Here is an 18,080-nt window from a genome sequence, read left to right as displayed (position 1 = left end):
TCAGGCCTTTCTCGACTGGTGATAGCGGTGGTCGACATACTCGGCCAGTGCGAGCACGATCAGCACGATGGAGACCAGCACCAGGGTAAAATGATTGGGCACGCCAAGCCGCCGCGCCGCGCTCTCGCCGCCGATCGACAGCACGGAAAGCAGGAAGACGAAACCTATCGCGGCAAAGCCGTTCATGCGGGCGAGGAACACGGCCGGAATGACCGCCAGCCCATAGGCCGGGTTCCAGTCGGCCCGCACATTGCCTTGCACGCCGATGATGTCGACGGCACCGGCAAGGCCCGCGAGCCCGGCCGAAATCGCAAAGACGGCAATGGTCAGACCGGGCACGCCCAGCCCCGCATGGACCGCGGCGCGCGGATTGGCGCCGACGATCCGCAATTTCAGCCCGAATGCCGTGCGCGTCATCACCAGATGCACGATGATGATCGCCGCCAGGCCGAGCAGCAGGCCGCTGGTGATGGTTGTTTCAAACAGACGCGGCAGCCGGTCTTCCACCGGCAGCGTGCGGGTCTGCGGCACGGTGGTGCCGGGATCGCGAAACACCAGCTTGACCAGGACATTGGCAAGCGACGTGCCGAGGAACGTCATCATCAGCGTGGTGATGATCTCGTTGACACCCTGATAGGCGCGCAGCAGCGCCGGCACCAGCGACCAGATCATGGCCACCAGCATGGCGATCAGGAACGAACAGAAGAGCGCCAGCCAGGCGGGCAATATCTCCACCAGCGCCGGAGCGCTGGCGGCCGCCGTGACGGCGCCGAGCAGGAACTGACCGTCGCCGCCCAGATTCCACATGCCGGCGCGAAAGGCCACGATCAGGCCGGCGGCGAGAAACAGCAGCGGCGCCATGCGCGTCAGCGTCTGCTGGATGCCGAGCGGCGAGAACAAGCCTTTTTCCAGCACGTAGCCATAATAGGCGAGCGGGTCGACGCCGACGGCAAGCAGGATGCAGCCGGCGATGACGAGAGCGGCAAGGATCGGGACGATCGTCATCAGCAGCCGATGCAGTATGTCACGGCGCGTGGCCGCCCCGCTCGTGGCATCGAGTGCGGTGGCGGCGGGTGCGGTGTCGATGCTCATGCGGCAAGTCCGATCATCAGGCGGCCGACCCTGGTGCGGGCATCGTCGGCATTGTCGACGGTGCCGACCAGCGCGCCATTGGCGATCACCGCGATGCGGTCGCACATGCTGAGCAGTTCCTCGAGGTCGGTGGAGATCAGGAGCACGGCAAGGCCGCGTGCGGCGGTGTCGCGGATGCGCTGGCGCGACGCCAGCGTATTGGCGAGATCGAGCCCGTAGGTCGGCTTGTTGAAGATCACCACCTTGGCGCCTTCGGCCAGTTCGCGTGCCAGCAGGACCTTCTGGATGTTGCCCCCCGAAAGCCGCGCGACCGGCGTCTTCAGGCTTGGCGTGCGCACATCGTATTCGCGCACGAGTTCGGCGGCGCGCTTGTCGATCTCGGCGCGCTGCTCGACGCCACCGCGCCAGAACGGCGCCGCGCCGACCTGCTTGAGGAAGAAGTTGATGGAGACCGGGAACGTGCCGACCGTGCCCTCGCCCAGCCGGTCGTCGGTCAAATAGCGAAGGCCGCGCTGGCGGCGTTCGCCGACACTCAGGGTCTCGATGGCGGCGCCCTCGAGCCGGACCGAACCACCGGTCGCGACGCGCTGGCCGGCCAAGGCCTCCGCCAGCTGTTTCTGGCCGTTGCCGTCAATGCCGGCGATGCCGAGGATCTCGCCCGGACGGATGTCGAAGGAGATCGACGACAGGCCGGGCGCGTTGTCGGTCGGCGCAACCGTGAGATCCGTGACCTTAAGCAGAGGCGCGGCTTGCGCATCGACGGCGTGGGCCGAACGTTCGACAGCTTCGGGATCGTCCTTCTGCTTGCCGAACATCAACTCCACGATCTCGGAAATGATCTCCTGTTCGCCGAGCGCGCGAAATCGCTCGGGCGGTATTTCACCGACCTTGCGGCCGAGCTTCAGAACCGAGATGCGGTCGCCGAAGGCAGCGGCTTCCCTAAGCTTGTGGGTGATGAAGACGATCGCCAAACCCTGTTCGACGAGGCGGCGCATCAGCGCGCCCAACTCATCGATGCCCTTCGGCGTCAGCATCGAGGTGGATTCGTCGAGGATCAGCAGCCGGCTGTTGCGCACCATGGCGCGCAGGATCTCGACCTGCTGCTGCTCGCCCAGTGAAAGCTCCGAAACCCTGGCATGCAGTTTCACCGTGATGCCGAGGCTGCGGGTGATCTCGGCCACGCGGGCCTCAAGCTCTTCGGTCCTGGGGCGCTGCCACCAGGGTCCGCCAAGAAGCAGGTTCTCGGCGACAGTCAGGGTGGGCACCAGCATCATGTGCTGGAACACCGTTCCGATGCCGAGCGCCAGCGCATGGCGTGGCGACGTGATCGGCGTCGGCTTGCCGTCGACAAGGATGCGCCCCTCGTCCGGCTGCTGCAGGCCCGACAGCATGCCGATCAAGGTGGATTTTCCCGCCCCGTTCTCGCCCAGCAGCACATGCACCTCGCCAGGGCGGATCGACAGGCCGATGCTGTCATTGGCGACAATGCCGGGAAATCGTTTGGTCACGCCTTCGAGCGCGACGATGTCGCTGATATCGACGGGCGATGAAGATAAACTGCTCATGAAAGCCCAGTACCAGAAAATGGGAACGGTCCGGAGGGGCGAACCGATCGCCCCTCCGGCAGCCGACTTTGATCAAGTTACTGGGCGACGCTTGTCATCAGCGCCCTGACGGCGGCCGCATCGAAGACCGGCTCGACCTTGATCTTGCCGGAAATGATGTCCTCGCGCAGCGCCTGGATTTCCCCCCAGACCTTGTCCGGGATGGCGGCGGTCTTCAGCAGCTGCACGGAATCGTCCTTGAGGCCGATCGAATAGTGCTTGGTACCAAACGTGTCGGCCTTCAGGTCGGCGATCATCGCCGCGTAGACCGGTTCGATGTTCCACACCACCGACGACAGCAGGAAGCCCTTGTCGATCGGCGACTTGTCACCGATGACGTCGATGAAATAGACCTTGCCGCCATCCGCGGCCTTGGTCGTCTCCACCGCCTGCAGCATGCCGAAGCTGGAGCCGTTGCCCTGGCCGAAGATGATGTCGGCGCCCGAGGCGATGACGCTTTCGGTGACGCGCTTGCCGCCGGCCGCATCGCTATAGGCCGCCGGCCCGATCACCGCATAGGTGATCTTCACGTCCGGATTTTCCGCCTTCACGCCTTGCGCGAACGCCGCCGACTGCGAGTTCCATGACGGAGGTTCGCCCGACACGACGATGCCGACCGACTTCGAGCGCGACACCTTGGCGGCCAGACGGCCGGCAAGATAAGCGCCCTCATGGCCGCTCAGCGTGTAGTCGGCGACGAGGCCCTTCTCCAGGCCGTTCGGCGTGTCGACGATCGCCACCGGAACCTTCAGTTCCTTGGCGATCTCGGGCGCCGAGGTGTTGTAGCCGCTGGCATGCGCGATCAGCAGGCTGGCGCCGTCGGACGCGAGCTCGCGCAGCGTCGGACGGACATCGCCATAGCCGAGGCCCTGGGCCACGACCACCTCGACGCCGGCGGCCTTGCCGGCTGCCTTGGCGGCGTCGATGCCCTGCTGGTTCCAGCCATAATCCGTGCCCTCCTCGGGCGTCAGGATGGCAATCGACTTGACTTCGCCGGCAAACGCGCCGCCCATCAAGACGCCGCACAATACAAATGCACTTACACTGCTCTTAAGAATCTTAAACATGTTACCCTCTCTGTTTGATTTTCCAATCAATATTCTTGTTGTTATTGCGCCGAAGCGAGATAGACTGCCTGAGAAAACTACCCCATGGAGCTCAGGCAAAGTGAAAATCCGTTATGCCCTTCCCGTGATTTTGGCGTTCACATCGCTTGCCAACGCGGTCGAGTTGCACCAGGTGATTGTCCGCAAGGGCACCGAGGGGCTCGACATGGTGCCGTTGACGATTTCGAATGCGGGCACGGAAAGCGTGTCCTGCAACGCCGACTTTGCCCACTGGTATTCGGAAGGGATCGCCACGATCGAGCCGGGCAAGAGCGCCCGTGTCGAACTCTGGTTCGACCCCAAAACCGGCACCTTCACCATTCTCAACGACAAGCGCGAGAACCTGCCTGTCGAGCGGCTGTGGTGCGGCCTGGCGGGCCGCGCATATGCCACTCGCGTGCAGATCGCGCTCGACCGGACCGACGCCGCCAAAGGCAAGCGCGAGGTATCCTGCGGCGTGGAGCAGGACGGCCTGGCGTGCCGGTAGGCGCTCATTGATCGGTCCGCCCGGGACATCGTGCCCTATTCCTTCGCCAGGAACTTGTCGGTGAAGACGTCGTCGGCCGACAGCGCCGCCTTGAGCACGCCCTGGTCGGTGAGCGTCTTCAGGGTCTCCTCCCACTGCGTCTTCGTCATCCAGCCCAGGCCGTATTCCTTGGTGTCGGGGCTGGTGAAGGTCGAGGCGATATCGGCGTTGATCTGCGCCAGCAGCACATCCTTCTTGTCCGCATAGCCTGGCGCGGCCTTTGCCGTGATCTCGGCGGCTTCTTCGGGATGGGCGACGACATAGTCGAAGGCTTCCCTGTAAGCCTTGACGAAGCGGGCGACGACGTCCGGCTTGTCCTTGATCATCTTCTCCGAGGTGAACAGGCCGGAGCCATAGGCCTTCCAGCCATGGTCGGCGCCCATCATGATGCTGAGCGAACCCGGACCGCCGGCCTTGGCCTCCAGTTCGGGAACCTCGGCGTCGACATAGCCGACCACCGTCTGGACCCGGCCCAGAAGCAGATAGCTCTCATAGGGCGGCGAGACGCTGTTCAGCGTCATGTCTTTTTCGGTCAGGCCGTTTGCCGCCAGGAAGGCCTTGAAGAAGATGTAGGTCGAGCCCGCCGGGTGAATGCCGATGGTGAGGCCCTTGAGATCTTCCGGCTTGGTTAGCTTCACCGTCTTGGCGAGCGACATGATCGCCAGCGGCGAGTGCTGGTTGACCGCCGCCAGCGCCACCACGGGAACGCTCTGCGAGCGGGCGACGGCAAGCGTCGGAAGATCGCCGAAGCCGAAATCCGCGTTCTCGTTGCCCACCAGCCGCATGGCATCCGGCGAGCCGGAACCCTTGCGAATTTCGGCGACGTCGATGTCGTTCTTGGCGAAGAAGCCTTTTTCCTTGCCGACGAAGAACATGGCGTGGTTGCCGCGCACCACCCAGTCGAGCTGGACATTGACCTTGTCGGCCGCCAACGCGGCGTTCGAGAAGCCAAGCGCGCCGGCGAAGGCCGCAAGCATGGCTACCTTGATAAGTGAGCGTCTCAGCATTTCTTGTTCCCTTTTATTGCCGTTGGTTGATCGAGAGGCCTAGGCCTGGCTGAATTTGGGTGCCCACGGCACCACGATGCGTTCGAGGATTTCGGCCGCGTAGTAGAAGGCGATGCCGAGCACGGACACGAGCAGCAGCGCCGCGAAGACAAGCGCGGTGTCGAGCTGGGTCGAGGCGAACTGGATGACGTAGCCCAGCCCGTCCGAGGCGCCGGCGAACTCGCCGACGATGGCGCCGATGACGCTCAGCGTGGCCGCGATCTTGGTTCCCGCCATCAGGTTCGGCAGCGAATGCGGAACGCGGATCCTGAACAGGATCTGCGTTTGGCTGGCGCCGACGGAATTCATCAAAGACAACAGCGAGCGATCGACCGACTGCATGCCGGCCAGCATCGACAATGTCACCGGGAAGAAGGCGATGACCAGGATCAGCCCGATCTTGGGAGCCAGCCCGTAGCCGAACCAGAGAATGAAGATCGGCGCCAGCGCCACCTTGGGCACGTTCTGGAACAGCACCACCAGCGGATAGAGCGCCCTGCCCAGCCAGTCGAAGCGCACGATGACCAGCGCGATGGCGACGCCGACGACGACCGAGACCAGGAACCCGAACAGGATCTCCCCCGCCGTCACCAGTGTCGCCTGCGTCAGCGTTCCCCATTGCGCGACCAGCGATTTCGCGATCTCGGACGGGGCGGGAATGATGAAGGCGGAGATGGCGAAGATCCGCACCACGGCTTCCCACGCCACGATGGTCGCCAACAGAAGAATGACCGCCGGCAGCCAACTGCTTGTTGAGGCGGCCCAGTTCGAGGCAAGCCGCGGCTCGGAGAGATTGGTGATGGGTTGATCGCTCATGACGCGCCTCCCGGTTGATGGCTGGCGCGCAGCATCGTGCGCAGTTGAACCACCAGCCGAACGAATTCCGGATCTTCCGTCACCGACAGGTCGCGCGGATAGGGCAGGCCAATGTCGAGGCTCTCGGTGATCCGGCCGGGCTTGATCCCAAGCACATGCACGTGGCGGGACAAATGAATGGCCTCGTCGATCGAATGCGTGACGAGAACGATGGTCTTGCCGGTGCGCTGCCAGATTTCCAGCAGCGACTGGCCCATCTGGTCGCGGGTAATGGCGTCGAGCGCGCCGAACGGCTCGTCCATCAGCAGCACCGCCGGGTCGAGCGCCAGGGCCCGCGCGATGGCGACGCGCTGGCGCATGCCGCCCGACAATTCGTTTGGACGCTTGTGAGCGCTGTCGCCCAGGCCCACCAGCTCGAGCATCTCCTGTCCGCGCGCCCGCAACTCCGCGCGCGACAGCGATTTGTCGGCGATGCCGAGCAGCATGGATGCGTTGTCGACGGCATTCTTCCACGGCAGCAGGTTGGCGTCCTGGAACACGAGGCCGATCATGCGCTTGCGCGCCGCCTCGACCGGCGAAAGTCCGGCGATGGAAACGCCGCCGCTCGTCGGATGGACCAACCCGGCCAGAACCTTGAGCAAGGTGCTCTTGCCGCAACCGGAAGGACCAATGAGGGAGACGAACGACCCCTTCGGTATCGCAAGATCGATATTCTGCAGCACCAGTTGCTTGGCCATGACCACCGAAACGCCCTTGGCGGAGATCAGGTCGTCATCGTGGCGGATATGGGCTGGCCGGCCACCTGCCGCTCGAATGGGTTCAATGCGCATGGCTACTCCCGGCCCTCCAGGATGCGCCGCACCGCGACGAGTTTGCGCGCCCGCTCACCTTGCAGCGCCTTTATCTGCTCGGGCGTGTAGGAGAACATGCCCTCCCCCGACTTGATGCCGAGCTTCGACGCGTTGGTCTTTTCCAGCACCATCGGCGCAACGTCGTCGCGCTTGGAGAGATCGGCGTTGAGGAAGGACGAGACGGATTTGTAGATGTCGAGGCCCGCCATATCGAGCAGCGCCATCGGCCCGATCACGGCGATCTTGTAGCCGATGCCCCAGGACACGCAGGTGTCGAGGTCTTCCGGCTCGATGACACCGCGCTCGACGAGGTCGACCGCCTCGCGCAGCAGCGCATAGAGCACGCGGTTTTCGACGAAGCCCGGAACGTCCTTCTTCACCACCACCGGCAACAGGCCGATCGAGCGGATCAGGTCGCGGATGACAATCACGGTCTCCGGCGACGTCTTCTCGCCGGCGATCACCTCGATCATCGGGATGATGTGCGGTGGGTTCGACCAGTGCATGCCCACCATCCGCTCGGGATGCGAGATGTGCGCCTGCAGCTTGGTGATCGGGATGCCCGACGTGTCGGACGCGACGATCGTGTCCGATGCGATCAGGCTGTCGATCGCGCGATAGACATCGGCCTTGATCGAAATGTTTTCAGGCACGTTCTCAATGACGAGGTCGGCGCCCGACACCGCGTCGGCGATGTCATCCGTGAAGCGAACCGTTCCGGCACCGGCAGCAGGCGGTGCGATGCCGAGGGAATCGAGAACGGTCTCCGCCACGCCCAGCATGGTTCCAGCGCGCTCGATCGCCGCCGGCGCGACGTCGTAGGCGACGACCTGCAAGCCGCCCCTGGCGAGCCTTGCGGCCATGCCTGGTCCCATCGTACCCAGACCGATGATGGCGATACGTTGGATCATCACGCTGCCCTGCTTTCCATTGCTGTATTCGACGCCGCGATGAGGTCGGCTGCCTTCTCGGCGATCATGATCACCGCCGCGTTGATGTTTCCGCAGACCAGGTCAGGCATGACGGACGCGTCCACCACCCTGAGGCCGTCGACGCCGCGAAGCCGCAATTGCGGGTCGACGACCGAGGCCGCATCGGCCCCCATCCGGCAGGTTCCGGCCGGATGATGCACGGTGATGGAAGTCTTGCGGATATGCTCGTCGATCTCCTCGTCGCTCTGGCATTTGGGACCGGGAAAGAACTCCGCCTCGATGAAGGGCTGCATGGAGGGCTGCGCCGCCAGATCCCTCGCCACCCGGAAGCCGGCGCGAAGCGACTGCCAGTCCTTCGGCGAGGCGAGGAAATTCTGATGGATCAGCGGTGCCGCGAGGGGATCGGACGAGGCCAGTTTCACCGCCCCCCGGCTCTCAGGCTGCGTCGCCACGATCCGCGTGGCGAAGCCGTCCGGAAACGGCGCCTTGAACGGCTCGAAATAAGGCCACGCTGCCAGCGGAGCCGCCGTGAACAGCAGTTGCACATCCGGCAACGGCCGCTCCGGGCCGCTTTTCAGGAAAGCAACGACGCCGCCGGGCACGTCGCCCGAAAAACCCCGTCCCGTGAAGTAGGTCTTGGCGAAATCGAACCCGATCCGATCGGCACGCATGTTGCGCAGGAAAGGGCCGCCCGGAGCCCGGCGCCGATACATGAGGATGACCGAGACGTGATCCTGCAGGTTCTTGCCGACCGCCGGCAGATCCACCCGCGTCTGGATACCCTGCGCCGCGAGTTCCTCTGGCGCCCCGATGCCGGACAGCATCAAGAGTTGCGGCGTGTTGATGACGCCGCCCGAGAGCAGAACTTCCTTGCGGGCGACGACCGTCCGTTCGCCACCGCCATGGTTCAGGACCACCCCGGTGGCGCGCGTGCCCTCCAGGATGATCTTCGTCGCCGTCGCTCCGGTCAGGACCGTCAAATTGGGCCGCTTCAGGGCCGGCCGCAGATAGGCGGACGCGGTCGAGCTGCGCCGGCCTTTCGAGATCGTCATCTGGAGGCGGCCGAACCCTTCCTGCCGCTCGCCATTATAGTCGTCGGTCTGCGGATAGCCGGCCTGGACGCTAGCCTGTGCGAAGGCGTCGATCAGCGTGTCCTTGTAGCGGCAGAACTGGGTGCTGACCGGACCATTGCCACCGCGATATCGGCTCTCGCCGCCTTCCCAGCTTTCCTGCTTGAGGAAATAGGGCAGCACCTTGTCATAAGACCAGTCGCTGAGCCCGCTGGCGGCCCAACGGTCGTAGTCACCGCGATTTCCCCGCACATAGGCCATGGCGTTGGTCGACGACGATCCGCCGATCACCTTGCCGCGCGCGCACTCGACCCGGCGTCCGCCGACATTGTCTTCCGGCTCGCAGAAATACATCCAGTCATGGCGGCGTTCCGTCAGGATCTTGCCCCAGCCAAGCGGTATGTGGATCATGGGGTCGCGATCCCAGCCGCCGGCCTCGAGCAACAGCACCGAACATCGGGGGTCGGCGCTCAGCCGGTTGGCGAGCACGCAACCGGCCGATCCGGCCCCAACGATGACATAGTCGTAACTTTCAGCATGCGGCATGGTGCGTTTCATCGCCTTGGTCCGGCGCTCCTGCGCCAGGGAACTGTTGAAACCGGGACTGGATCATCCCGGCCAGAACCGGGATGGCCCAACTATTCCGCGGACGGCGCTAGGCCAGGCCGGCCTCTCGCAGACGCTGCGACCAGTGATTCCATCCTCGATCGATCTGGGCACCGACGAGTTTTCCCGCCGTCCTTATCTCGCCCGGCGACAGATATTTGACGGTGCCGACCCGCAGGCCGGCCGTGAGCGCTGCCGCTTCCTGCTCCAGATAGAAGGCGCGGAAGACGACTTCCCGCACGGAGTTGCCGACATTGACGACGCCATGCCGCGCCATGAGGACCACGGTCTGGTTGCCGAGCCTATCGGCGATGTCGGCGCAGACGTCGTGGCTGCCGCCGAAGAGATCCGTCTGGTCGCCATGCTTGTCGCGGATCTCGTAGACCGGGACCGACTCGCCGATGAAAGCGCCCATGTGGGTGACCGGCCGAAGCGGTGTATCGACGAAGCAGTACGGCAGGACAGCCGGAGAATGGGTGTGGAGCACACACTGAACGTCCGGTCGCGCCTTGTAGATCTCGCTGTGGATGTAGCGCTCAAGATAGGACGGCCTGTTGTCCGAGGTTTCGCCGTCGAGGTTGAAACGCTGGATGTCGTCGACGGTTATCAGGCTCGGGGCAAGCTTCTGCGCCAGGAAGAAGCTTTCGGGATCCTCGGGGTCGCGGGCACTGATGTGCCCGAACGTATCCATGATGCCTTCGTTCAGAAGGATCTTCGTCGCCGTGACCAGCTCTTCGAAGACCGTCTGGCGCGCGAGGCTGTTGTCTTTCATTTCCAATTCTCCCATTGCGCGGCGCTGGCGACCATTTTGTTCTTGTTATCGGTCGCCGAGGCCGCGGATTTCACTTGTTCTCGTAGAGGCCGACGATCCGGTTTTGCTCGATGATGTTGCCGGCATATGTCTGCAGGAACTCTTCCCTTGTGGGCGTCCCTTCGACCTTGGTGTCGAGGGCATAGACCCAGAAATAATAGTGATGCTCGCCATGGCCGGCGGGCGGCTGAGGCCCGTAATACTGCATGCCGCCGGCGCCGTTGGGGCCGACGCGAAATTTTTCCTGCGCGTCCGAAAGATCGGTGGCCGACGGATCGATGCCATAGACGACCCAGTGCGTGAAGCCGTTGGGCAAGGGCGCGTCGGGATCGTGGCAGATGACCGCGAGCTCCTTCGTGCCCGCCGGCACGCCGCTGACCGTAAGCCTGGGCAATACGTTGCCTTTGTCGCCGGCATGCTCGTCGCGCAGTTTCCCGAGCGGCTCGAAATCCGCCGATGTGATCTTGAGGTCCTTGATATTCAGGGGCATGGAATTTCCTTCGCCAATTTCGATCGAACTAGACACCGGCCTTGAGGTCGGCGACGGTTTTGCCGCCGACGCGCTGATGCACGCGCGGACCCGAAGCGACGGCGACGCAGATCAAAAGCTCGTCGGGGCGCGGGCCGTCCGGCACGGAAAAGGTGACGGCGTCATAGTGGGACCGGATGTAGAGCTCGTCCTTGTGAGCGAGCGGGATATCGATGGATGTACCGGCGGCGGCGACCTTGCTGACCGACGAAATCCAGGCCTTGCCACCACCGACCTGCTGGCGCAGCGGATCTCCGAACACCGTGGTGATGCAGGCGACGACATGTTCCTGTTCGCCCGATGTGCCCGCGATGCCGCCCTTGCCATAGCTTTCGACCGGCCTGTTGCCGAGCAGCGCCACGGCACGCTCGCCGAGCGCATGACCAATGGCTGAACTCGGATTGGTCAGCTCGGACAATTCGGCGACGAACTTTCCAGCGAAAGGGTTGCGTATGACGACGCCTGTCGCGACCTTGACGAGCGTGTCGCCGGGTTGGCCGCCATCATGCCGGCTTTCCTGGACCGAGGCGTACCAGCCCCTGACATCGTAATCCCGTTCGACTTCACTGGAATAATTCATCTTTATCTCCTGAAGGGAGCGTGCAACTTCCGCACGCGCCGATTAATTCGTTGACCGGCTGGCCAAAAAAACTACTGCGGCCATGAAAAGACGCCGCGCAGCGGGTCGTAGCGGGCTGCTTCCAATGCTGCCGGCGTGAACATGTTTCCCTTCGAGAGCGAGCGGTTCGCCGCATAGTCGCCGGACAGGGCCTGGCAGCGATCGGTGATCGGGCGAATGCGCTTTTCCCACGCGACGAGCGCGTCCTCGACCGAAGAGCCCGTCTCCAGATCTTGCGACAGGCTGAAGGCATTGACCATCGCGCAGCCGGCGCCCTGCGCAAGAGCCGGGCACATGGCATGCGCGGCGTCCCCCACGAGGGCGACCTTGCCTCTCGTCCAGCTATCGAGCTTGGTGGTTTCGTATTTGTCGTACCTGGCGGTTTTCAGCTTCGCCGCCTCGATCAGGCACGGCTCCAGGAAGGGAAACATCTCGACCCAGACCTCGAGGTCGATCGGAACCTGCGAACCCCGAGGATCGGCGGCCGGGGCCATGAGGCCGAGATAGAGCTCGTTCTCGTTGCAGGGCGAGTAGAGGATGCGCTGGACGCGCGGCCAGAAATTCCACATGTCTATGGTGTTGTCCCACTCGCCGTGACCGAGTTCCTTCTTCTTGCGAGAGACAATCAGCCGGATGAGACCGTCCTTTGAGACCCACCGATCCTGCTTGAAGCCGATGGAATCCCGGACCTTCGAGCCGACGCCGTCGGCGCCGACGATCAGGTCCGCTTCGAGAACCTCTCCGGTCTGAAGGGTCAGGCGGCCTTCCGGATCGGCGGCGACCGCCTCGGAGTTGACCGATATCTCGACGCCCAGAGCGCGGGCGCGATTGACCAGCGCATCATGCAGGTGGCTGCGGGTCATGATGCGCCAGGGAAGCCCGTTGAACGTTTCCTTCGAAACGGACTTGTTGTGCATCCAGGTTTCGTAGGTCGGAGGCGTGTGCGAGCCTTGGAGAACATCATCCAGCGCGCCCAGTCCTTCGAGGACCCGAAGGCCGTTGTGCCAGAGATAGATGCCCGCGCCGAATGCCCGTAGCTCCGAGCTCTTTTCATGCAGCCTGACGTCCCAACCGTTCTGCCTCAGCGCGATGGCGGCCGTCAGGCCGGCAAAGCCGCCGCCGGCGACCTCCGCGCGGCGCGCCTTGCCCTGGGTTTTGTTTACATTGGCCATTTTCTATCCTGATGCTGCGTACGAGAAGACGGCGTGCTGCGCCGTCAGGCGTCGATGAAATTGGTGATGGCTTTCAGCGTGATCTCGGGAGAGACCTCGTTGACGTAGTGGTCGGCGCCGGGGACGACGACCACGGGCAGATCCGGCCGCAGCCGGCTGGTCTTTGCCAGCGCCGCCGCCGAAACCAATTTGCTCGCCTCGCCCCGAACGATGAGAACGGGCTTCGCCACGTCCCGATAGGCGGGCGCCAGGTCCGATCGCAGGCCCTTGGCGGTCTGAGCCATGGCCACGGGCGACGCCAATGGCCGCAACCCGCCGTCGACCCGGTGATAGCCGCTCTCGGCCCGGATTCTGATGGCAGCGGCGGGAATGTTCGTATAGCGCCCGGCCAGATAGGATTCGATAGCCTCGAGATTCTCGAAAAGCTGGCTTCCCGCGTTCACGCGGGCCTCCAGCGCGTCCAATGCCTCGGTCTCGATGTAGGGCGTGAAGTCGATTGCAACGACCGACCGCACCAGGTCTGGATGTCTCACGGCGGCCGTGACGGAATTTCTGGCGCCAAGCGAATGTCCGACGAGGATGGCGGGACCCCGGTCGAGCGTGCGGATCAGGCTGGCAATGTCGTCGGCATAGTCGTTCGCCTCGTAGCCGCCTTCCGGCTTGTCGCTGAGGCCATGCCCCCTCTGGTCGACGGCCACGGTCGTGAAGCGATCCGAGAGCCGGGCCATCAACGGCGTGAAGACCGCGGAGTTGGAGGTAATGCCATGGAAGAACAGCATCAACGGGCCGTTGCCGCTTTCGCGCACATTCAAGGCGATACGGCCGGTGTCGATGCGTCGCGAGCCAAATTGGTCGCAAGCTATCTCTGCCGCCATGTCCATGACCCTCACCATCACTGCCCGTCTCGTTCAAAAGGATCATACAGCCGGAGGGGCGTCAAGCGGATTGTCTGACATTCTTGCAATCTTCAGATTTGACAATCTGGCTATTTTCCACGGCGTGACGTATGCTGCTGCGGCGATTGCGACTCAAACCCAAGAGACGTTAGAGATGCCTCCAGATTTGAATTTGCGAATTTCGCCACGGACAGTGCAACGGGAGACCGTCGACAAGTTACGGCTCGCCATCTTCTCCGGGCTGTTCCAGCCGGGAAGCCGCCTCATCGAAAGCCAGCTATGCACACAGCTCGGCATCAGCCGCCCTTCGCTGAGGGAGGCTTTGCGCAGTCTCGAGGCCGAGCGGCTGATCGAGATCGTACCCAACCGAGGGCCCTCGATACCGTCCCTTACGTGGGAGGTGGCAACCGCGATTTACGAGGTTCGAGAGCTGTTGGAAGTCGAGGCGGCGGGACGGTGCGCGTCGCGAATTTCACCTGAGCAGTTGCGTGAACTCGACAAATCCCTCTCCGCGTTCGAAGAGGCGGCGTCCAGCAATGACAGCCTGGCGCAGGTCATGACGGCCGCGGACTTCTATTCCATCATACTCGCCAATTGCGGCAATCCGATCCTCGAGGAAGTCCATCGCGGCCTGGTGGCCAGGATAAGCTTCTTTCGGGGACGATCCATGTCATTGGACGGCCGGGCACAAAGCAGCCTGGCGGAGATGAAGGAGATATACGAATCCATCGCCGCCGGCGACGAGAAGGCCGCCCGCAAAGCCTCGAAGAACCACCTGTTGAAGGCGAAAGCGGCAGCGAAGATGTCCATGGACAGCGCGACTTGAGTTTTTCGAAAGACAGCTGCTCCGCCTGAAACTCGAAGCCCTTTGATGTCGCGGATCGACTGTCCGCGAACAGGTCGACGCGCGGACCCACGTCGTACGGCGCCCCACTTGCCGACCATCCAAATACGCAAGCGCCAGATGGAGTGATGATGACCATGGCGAATTTCGAACGCGAACGGGATGCCGATTTGGTCATCGTCGGCGGCGGCTCGGCGGGCGCGTTGCTGGCCGCGCGCCTGAGTGAGGACCAAGACCGTCGCGTTCTCCTGATCGAGGCAGGCGAAGAGGCTGTTGACCCCGACATCTGGAACCCCGCTGCCTGGCCGGCGCTTCAGGGCCGTGGCTACGATTGGGACTATCGCACGGAGCCGCAAGCCGGCACCGCGGGCCGGGTGCATCACTGGGCGCGCGGGCGATTGGTGGGCGGCTCGAGTTGCCTGCATGCGATGGGCTATATGCGCGGCCACCCCCGGGACTTCCAGGCATGGGTCGACGCGACCGGCGATGACAGGTGGGGCTGGGACGGATTGCTGCCCGCGTTTCGGGCCATCGAGGATCACCCGCTCGGCGGCAACGGCCTTTACGGCAAGGGCGGGCCGATGCCGGTCCATTTGCCGACGGACGAGGTCAGTCCGGTCGCGCGCGCATTCATCGAGGCCGGCGCTTCGCTCGGCCTGCCGCGCCTTGAGGGCCACAACAGCGGACAGATGATCGGCGTCACCCCGAACTCCTTGAACATTCGCGACGGCCGGCGGGTCACGGTGGCCGACGCCTGGCTCACGCCGGCCGTTCGAAGCCGCAAGAACCTGACCATCCTTACGGGATCCCGCGTGCGGCGGCTCAAACTGGCGGGCAATCAGGTCCGCGGCCTCGAAGTCGTGGGGCAGCAGGGTCCGGTCGAAATCCTTGCGGATCAAATCGTGCTTTGCGCCGGCGCGCTGGAAAGTCCGGCCTTGCTGATGCGCTCGGGCATTGGTCCGCGCGACATGCTCGATGCCGCGGGCGTCGGCTGCCTGATCGATATGCCGCAGGTCGGTCGAAACCTTCAGGACCACCTGCTTGGTGCCGGAAATCTCTATGCGGCCCGCAAACCTGTTCCTCCCTCGCGCCTCCAGCACTCGGAGTCGATGGCCTATATGCGGGCCGACGGGTTTACCGGTACCGGTCAGCCCGAAATTGTCGTTGGTTGCGGCGTCGCGCCGATCGTGTCCGAAAGCTTCGAAGCGCCAGCCCCCGGCACGGCCTACTCGCTGCTGTTCGGCATCACCCACCCGACGAGCCGCGGCAGCGTGCGCATCAGCGGGCCGGAACTCGACGATCGATTGATCATCGACCCCGCATACCTGCAAAGCAACCGGGACCGTGCGCTGTTTCGACAGGCGCTCGAGGCGGCCCGGACAATCGGGCACCGAGGCGAACTCGCCGGCTGGCGAGAGCGCGAACTCCTGCCAGGCACGCTGAACGGTGTGGCTGAAATGGACGACTTCATCGCTCGGGCGGTCATCACCCACCATCATCCCTGTGGCACTTGCAGGATGGGCAAGGATCCGGACGCCGTCGTCGATGCGGACCTGCGGCTCAAGGCGCTCGACAATGTTTTTGTCGTTGACGCTTCGGTCATGCCCAGTCTCACCGCGGGGCCGATACACGCCGCGGTCCTCGCGATCGCCGAGACCTTCGCTCGGCGGAAACTCCTGCCGTCTTGATCCGAGGGCCGTGCCTTCGCGACAAGGCCCGGCTCGCTGCCGTCTTGCTCCTCAACGCGCGCTGAGCGCGACCATGCGGTCAAGGGCGGCGCCAAGGCCTTTCAGCGACACCGGAAAACTCAGCGCGGTCTCGGCCGCGGTGGTGACGTCGAGCTTGAGTTCGGTGCCTGCCTTGAGCTTCTGCGTCAGCGCCCGGTCGATCGGAAACAGCGCCACGCAGCCGTTCGGCAGGCAGGTCCTGAACTTCAACGGTCCGACGGGCGGCTGGTCGTCGATCTGTGCCGCCACGCCGGGCTCGAACAGGATGCCGAAGGGCAGAAGCAAGGTTCCAATCAATCCGCCCTTCTGTCCCACGCGCAGCTCCACCGCCAAAAGTCTCTGGCCGTTTTTCTGCGTCTGGTCCTGCGTGACCGTGCAGACCCGGGCATTGTCCTGGATGCCGCAGGCCAGTTGCCAGTCCTGATACGTTTCCTGGAGCGACGATGCGCCGTTCGGCAGCGACGCCGCCTGCTGCTGTTGCGCGAAACCAGCCGAAACCGAAGCGGAGAAGGCAGCCGCGCAGATGACGGCTGCCTTCAGCGAAAAATGTCTACGAACCAATGAATGCGGCCTTCTCTTCGGTGCCGGGCAAATGCCCCAAACTGTCGGCTTCGAGACGCCGTTATTCTCACGTACAGACCCATTCGCGGATCTTGCATTGGATCCCCCCTGCCTCGCAGGCTTGCAGGGCGAGGTCTTCCGCTTCGCGGCGGGTCTCGGCGGAGTTCACGCCCCAGGGAGTGAACCGGTGCTCCACCTTGTCTGCCACGGCGAGCGCGCCGCAATGCTTGTAGGGAAATCCGGTCTCGTCGTCGTCCGTCCAATGGCGGTGATTGCGGAACACGGCGACGACATTGCAGGCCTTTCCGCCGGCATTCTCGCAATATTTCCGCGCGATGTCCTTCGCTTCCTGCCGCTTGTCGGCGCCCCAGAAGAAGCCGTATTTGGTGTCGGTCTGGGAGTAGGCGATCGCCGCCCAGATGCCTTTCTCTTCCTGCGGCGGCTCGGACGGCTCCACCAGATCGGCCGAGACCACCTGCCCGCTCCACAGCAAGGCCATGCACAAGACTGCCAAACGTCGCGATTTCATGGTCCGCAATCCTTTCCCGGGCGCCTCGCCCATTCGCTTGCACGCCTCACTTGGCCGCCGAGGCGATGGAAATCACCACGCATGTGTTGCCCGTCGGCAGCAGAAGCGCTTCACCCGTGCCGCCGCCAAGCTCGTACACTTCGACCTGCCCGAGATGGTCGGTGATCTTGCTGCCTTGCGGAAGAACGGACGGAATGTCCGCGCACGGACTGGCGAATGGCGCCACCCGCACCATCGCGCCCTCGCAGCCCGAAGCGGTGGGCGACGCGAAGACCACGCCGGCGGCCGGCCCGCTGTAACGGTCCGTGGCATAGTCCATGCCGACAAAGGCCTGGACCGCGTGCTTGTCCGCGGCCTGGTCGTTCCACAGGGATTTGACGCTGTATTTCGTGCCGGTGGTCAAAAGCTGCCCGAGCACCGGAAAGACGGTCGAGCAGGCCTGCACGCCGGCCTGCTTGACGTGCTGGAGGAAGGGCGAATCCGGCAGCGCGGGAGCGGCGGCGGCCTCGGCCTTTGCGGCCGTCGGGCTGCCGACCAGACCGGCGATCGCGGCATAGTTCGCGCCGGCAAAGCCGATGCCCATCAGGGCCAGCCCCAACAGCGACAATCCGACGATGCGCGGCCACCGCCGCGGTGGCTCGACGGTCCTCTTCCGATCCGGCTCGACGATCCTTTTGCGATCCGGCTCGATGGTCGGATTGCCACGCGTCGGGGCGATGAACGGGTCTTGCTGGCTCACGGTG

Annotated in this window: 19 protein-coding genes; 3 read left to right on the top strand and 16 right to left on the bottom strand. The window is 64.0% G+C overall.

What is annotated here, in order from left to right:
• The 3 genes from FJ948_RS12300 to FJ948_RS12290 form a co-directional block, all read right to left on the bottom strand.
• Positions 1 to 1,092 carry an ABC transporter permease gene (locus tag FJ948_RS12300; protein WP_140704652.1) on the bottom strand — a complete coding sequence of 364 codons (1,092 nt, stop codon included), beginning with the start codon at positions 1,090 to 1,092 and terminating at the stop codon, positions 1 to 3.
• A complete protein-coding gene (locus FJ948_RS12295) occupies positions 1,089 to 2,657 on the bottom strand; it encodes an ABC transporter ATP-binding protein (RefSeq protein WP_140704650.1) in 1,569 nt (522 codons plus the stop codon). The genes FJ948_RS12300 and FJ948_RS12295 overlap by 4 nt, the downstream gene beginning before the upstream one ends.
• A gap of 77 nt (positions 2,658 to 2,734) precedes the next feature.
• Positions 2,735 to 3,763 (bottom strand): BMP family protein, encoded by a 1,029-nt coding sequence (locus tag FJ948_RS12290; protein WP_140704648.1) that lies wholly within the window; start codon positions 3,761 to 3,763, stop codon positions 2,735 to 2,737.
• Between the two features lie 100 nt (positions 3,764 to 3,863).
• On the opposite strand from FJ948_RS12290, the gene FJ948_RS12285 reads away from it, so the two are divergent.
• Positions 3,864 to 4,289, top strand: a complete 426-nt coding sequence (locus FJ948_RS12285) for a hypothetical protein (protein WP_140705048.1) — start codon at positions 3,864 to 3,866, stop codon at positions 4,287 to 4,289.
• Positions 4,290 to 4,324: 35 nt separating this feature from the next.
• Here the strand turns inward: FJ948_RS12285 and FJ948_RS12280 are convergent, their stop codons facing one another.
• From FJ948_RS12280 to FJ948_RS12235, 10 genes are all read right to left on the bottom strand, one after another.
• Positions 4,325 to 5,335: an ABC transporter substrate-binding protein gene (locus tag FJ948_RS12280; RefSeq protein WP_140704646.1), complete on the bottom strand. Its 1,011-nt coding sequence runs from the start codon at positions 5,333 to 5,335 to the stop codon at positions 4,325 to 4,327.
• A 39-nt stretch (positions 5,336 to 5,374) separates the two neighbouring features.
• Complete coding sequence (locus FJ948_RS12275; protein ID WP_140704644.1) at positions 5,375 to 6,190, bottom strand: ABC transporter permease; 816 nt, start codon at positions 6,188 to 6,190, stop codon at positions 5,375 to 5,377.
• Positions 6,187 to 7,020: an ABC transporter ATP-binding protein gene (locus FJ948_RS12270; protein ID WP_140704642.1), complete on the bottom strand. Its 834-nt coding sequence runs from the start codon at positions 7,018 to 7,020 to the stop codon at positions 6,187 to 6,189. The genes FJ948_RS12275 and FJ948_RS12270 overlap by 4 nt, the downstream gene beginning before the upstream one ends.
• A gap of 2 nt (positions 7,021 to 7,022) precedes the next feature.
• The gene (fhmpcd1, locus tag FJ948_RS12265; RefSeq protein WP_140704640.1) at positions 7,023 to 7,952 is read right to left on the bottom strand and encodes a 5-formyl-3-hydroxy-2-methylpyridine 4-carboxylate 5-dehydrogenase; all 930 of its coding nucleotides are present in this window, start codon (positions 7,950 to 7,952) and stop codon (positions 7,023 to 7,025) included.
• Positions 7,952 to 9,589, bottom strand: coding sequence for a choline dehydrogenase (locus FJ948_RS12260; RefSeq protein ID WP_140705046.1), 1,638 nt, complete (start codon positions 9,587 to 9,589; stop codon positions 7,952 to 7,954). Before FJ948_RS12260 ends, fhmpcd1 begins: the two co-directional genes overlap by 1 nt.
• A gap of 109 nt (positions 9,590 to 9,698) precedes the next feature.
• On the bottom strand, positions 9,699 to 10,421 hold the full coding sequence (locus FJ948_RS12255; protein WP_140704638.1) for a class II aldolase/adducin family protein: 723 nt from the start codon (positions 10,419 to 10,421) through the stop codon (positions 9,699 to 9,701).
• A 70-nt stretch (positions 10,422 to 10,491) separates the two neighbouring features.
• On the bottom strand, positions 10,492 to 10,950 hold the full coding sequence (locus FJ948_RS12250) for a YbhB/YbcL family Raf kinase inhibitor-like protein (protein WP_140704636.1): 459 nt from the start codon (positions 10,948 to 10,950) through the stop codon (positions 10,492 to 10,494).
• A 28-nt stretch (positions 10,951 to 10,978) separates the two neighbouring features.
• Positions 10,979 to 11,569 carry an amino acid synthesis family protein gene (locus FJ948_RS12245; RefSeq protein WP_140704634.1) on the bottom strand — a complete coding sequence of 197 codons (591 nt, stop codon included), beginning with the start codon at positions 11,567 to 11,569 and terminating at the stop codon, positions 10,979 to 10,981.
• Between the two features lie 71 nt (positions 11,570 to 11,640).
• Complete coding sequence (locus FJ948_RS12240; protein WP_140704632.1) at positions 11,641 to 12,780, bottom strand: NAD(P)/FAD-dependent oxidoreductase; 1,140 nt, start codon at positions 12,778 to 12,780, stop codon at positions 11,641 to 11,643.
• 44 nt (positions 12,781 to 12,824) lie between these two features.
• Entirely contained in the window at positions 12,825 to 13,661 is an 837-nt protein-coding gene (locus FJ948_RS12235; RefSeq protein ID WP_140704630.1) for an alpha/beta hydrolase, read from the bottom strand.
• Here FJ948_RS12235 and FJ948_RS12230 point away from each other — a divergent pair.
• Both FJ948_RS12230 and FJ948_RS12225 read left to right on the top strand, forming a co-directional pair.
• Positions 13,660 to 14,502 (top strand): GntR family transcriptional regulator, encoded by an 843-nt coding sequence (locus FJ948_RS12230; protein WP_246677506.1) that lies wholly within the window; start codon positions 13,660 to 13,662, stop codon positions 14,500 to 14,502. The two genes, FJ948_RS12235 and FJ948_RS12230, sit on opposite strands and share 2 nt — an antisense overlap.
• Before the next feature lie 149 nt (positions 14,503 to 14,651).
• Positions 14,652 to 16,208 (top strand): GMC family oxidoreductase, encoded by a 1,557-nt coding sequence (locus FJ948_RS12225; protein ID WP_140705042.1) that lies wholly within the window; start codon positions 14,652 to 14,654, stop codon positions 16,206 to 16,208.
• Between the two features lie 51 nt (positions 16,209 to 16,259).
• Here FJ948_RS12225 and FJ948_RS12220 read toward each other — a convergent pair whose 3' ends face one another.
• The 3 genes from FJ948_RS12220 to FJ948_RS12210 all read right to left on the bottom strand — a co-directional run bounded on the left by FJ948_RS12220 (position 16,260) and on the right by FJ948_RS12210 (position 18,076).
• Positions 16,260 to 16,808: an invasion associated locus B family protein gene (locus FJ948_RS12220; protein WP_140704628.1), complete on the bottom strand. Its 549-nt coding sequence runs from the start codon at positions 16,806 to 16,808 to the stop codon at positions 16,260 to 16,262.
• A gap of 67 nt (positions 16,809 to 16,875) precedes the next feature.
• Positions 16,876 to 17,337: a DUF4189 domain-containing protein gene (locus FJ948_RS12215; protein WP_140705040.1), complete on the bottom strand. Its 462-nt coding sequence runs from the start codon at positions 17,335 to 17,337 to the stop codon at positions 16,876 to 16,878.
• A 46-nt stretch (positions 17,338 to 17,383) separates the two neighbouring features.
• Positions 17,384 to 18,076 (bottom strand): hypothetical protein, encoded by a 693-nt coding sequence (locus FJ948_RS12210; RefSeq protein WP_181173644.1) that lies wholly within the window; start codon positions 18,074 to 18,076, stop codon positions 17,384 to 17,386.
• Positions 18,077 to 18,080 lie beyond the last annotated feature (4 nt).

Origin of the sequence: Mesorhizobium sp. B2-3-12 (genome assembly GCF_006442205.1) — a bacterium.
Classification (GTDB): domain Bacteria; phylum Pseudomonadota; class Alphaproteobacteria; order Rhizobiales; family Rhizobiaceae; genus Mesorhizobium.
This window is presented reverse-complemented; position numbering and strand designations above follow the sequence as displayed.

Coding starts and splice junctions, on each gene's coding strand:
- FJ948_RS12250 (WP_140704636.1), bottom strand. CDS start 10,950: ATGCCCCTGAATATCAAGGACCTCAAGATCACATCGGCGGATTTCGAG.
- FJ948_RS12225 (WP_140705042.1), top strand. CDS start 14,652: ATGACCATGGCGAATTTCGAACGCGAACGGGATGCCGATTTGGTCATC.
- FJ948_RS12245 (WP_140704634.1), bottom strand. CDS start 11,569: ATGAATTATTCCAGTGAAGTCGAACGGGATTACGATGTCAGGGGCTGG.
- FJ948_RS12235 (WP_140704630.1), bottom strand. CDS start 13,661: ATGGACATGGCGGCAGAGATAGCTTGCGACCAATTTGGCTCGCGACGC.
- FJ948_RS12270 (WP_140704642.1), bottom strand. CDS start 7,020: ATGCGCATTGAACCCATTCGAGCGGCAGGTGGCCGGCCAGCCCATATC.
- FJ948_RS12240 (WP_140704632.1), bottom strand. CDS start 12,780: ATGGCCAATGTAAACAAAACCCAGGGCAAGGCGCGCCGCGCGGAGGTC.
- FJ948_RS12230 (WP_246677506.1), top strand. CDS start 13,660: ATGACCCTCACCATCACTGCCCGTCTCGTTCAAAAGGATCATACAGCC.
- FJ948_RS12290 (WP_140704648.1), bottom strand. CDS start 3,763: ATGTTTAAGATTCTTAAGAGCAGTGTAAGTGCATTTGTATTGTGCGGC.
- FJ948_RS12260 (WP_140705046.1), bottom strand. CDS start 9,589: ATGCCGCATGCTGAAAGTTACGACTATGTCATCGTTGGGGCCGGATCG.
- FJ948_RS12295 (WP_140704650.1), bottom strand. CDS start 2,657: ATGAGCAGTTTATCTTCATCGCCCGTCGATATCAGCGACATCGTCGCG.
- FJ948_RS12255 (WP_140704638.1), bottom strand. CDS start 10,421: ATGAAAGACAACAGCCTCGCGCGCCAGACGGTCTTCGAAGAGCTGGTC.
- FJ948_RS12300 (WP_140704652.1), bottom strand. CDS start 1,092: ATGAGCATCGACACCGCACCCGCCGCCACCGCACTCGATGCCACGAGC.
- FJ948_RS12280 (WP_140704646.1), bottom strand. CDS start 5,335: ATGCTGAGACGCTCACTTATCAAGGTAGCCATGCTTGCGGCCTTCGCC.
- FJ948_RS12215 (WP_140705040.1), bottom strand. CDS start 17,337: ATGAAATCGCGACGTTTGGCAGTCTTGTGCATGGCCTTGCTGTGGAGC.
- fhmpcd1 (WP_140704640.1), bottom strand. CDS start 7,952: ATGATCCAACGTATCGCCATCATCGGTCTGGGTACGATGGGACCAGGC.
- FJ948_RS12275 (WP_140704644.1), bottom strand. CDS start 6,190: ATGAGCGATCAACCCATCACCAATCTCTCCGAGCCGCGGCTTGCCTCG.